General features: G+C 42.9%; 1 pseudogene. It reads left to right on the top strand.

Annotated elements, in window-relative coordinates:
* Positions 1–347: 347 nt before the first annotated feature.
* Positions 348–651: pseudogene (locus R7R24_RS27665) on the top strand (methyl-accepting chemotaxis protein); the annotation flags it as partial.

Below are 651 nucleotides of genomic sequence, written 5' to 3'. Positions count from 1 at the left end.
AAAGACATGGCGAAAGTCGGACTCATCATTGGCTTAATTGGTCTGTTTATAGTTTACGGCGCTGTGTTGATTCTCTTCTAACGTTCTGGCTCTGTGAGGGGTTACGCCTTCACAGAGCCCCTTCATTCCCATTACCTCGACTTCGTTCCCCTTTGCACACCATGATGAATAGAGATTTAACATTGCATTGCTGAATAAAAATCACACCATGTGCCTCAAGTTTCATCACTAACTGTCGATAAATTCACTAAAGCCTTTCATGTAACGCTCTGTGCTTGAATCGTCTAAACCCTCTGGAGTCACACGTTGTGACACTGATCTTTTTGTCTGTTTATAAAGGTTAGACAATGAGAAATACCATTAAGTTAAAAATCCAGATTGCTATCGCAGTCATTATCGCCATCGTAAGTGGCGTTCAAGCTTGGGTTTCCGTTAATCAACTTCACGAAGAAACCACATCCACACTCAACCGAGAAATACAGAATATTTCTGAGTCGACTAACCGTTATATCAGCGATTGGCTCTCAATTCGTAGCGATATGATGTTGGCTAACGAACAAATCATCGCCGGTTCTGATGATGCAGATCGCGAGTTATTGCTGACCAAACGCGCGGGGAAATTTCTCTCAGTTTACGCAGGATTCTCTGACG

The sequence above is a fragment of the Vibrio sp. 704 genome, assembly GCF_033339295.1.
Note: the sequence above shows the minus strand (reverse complement) of the source record. Positions and strands in the feature narration are given on the sequence as shown.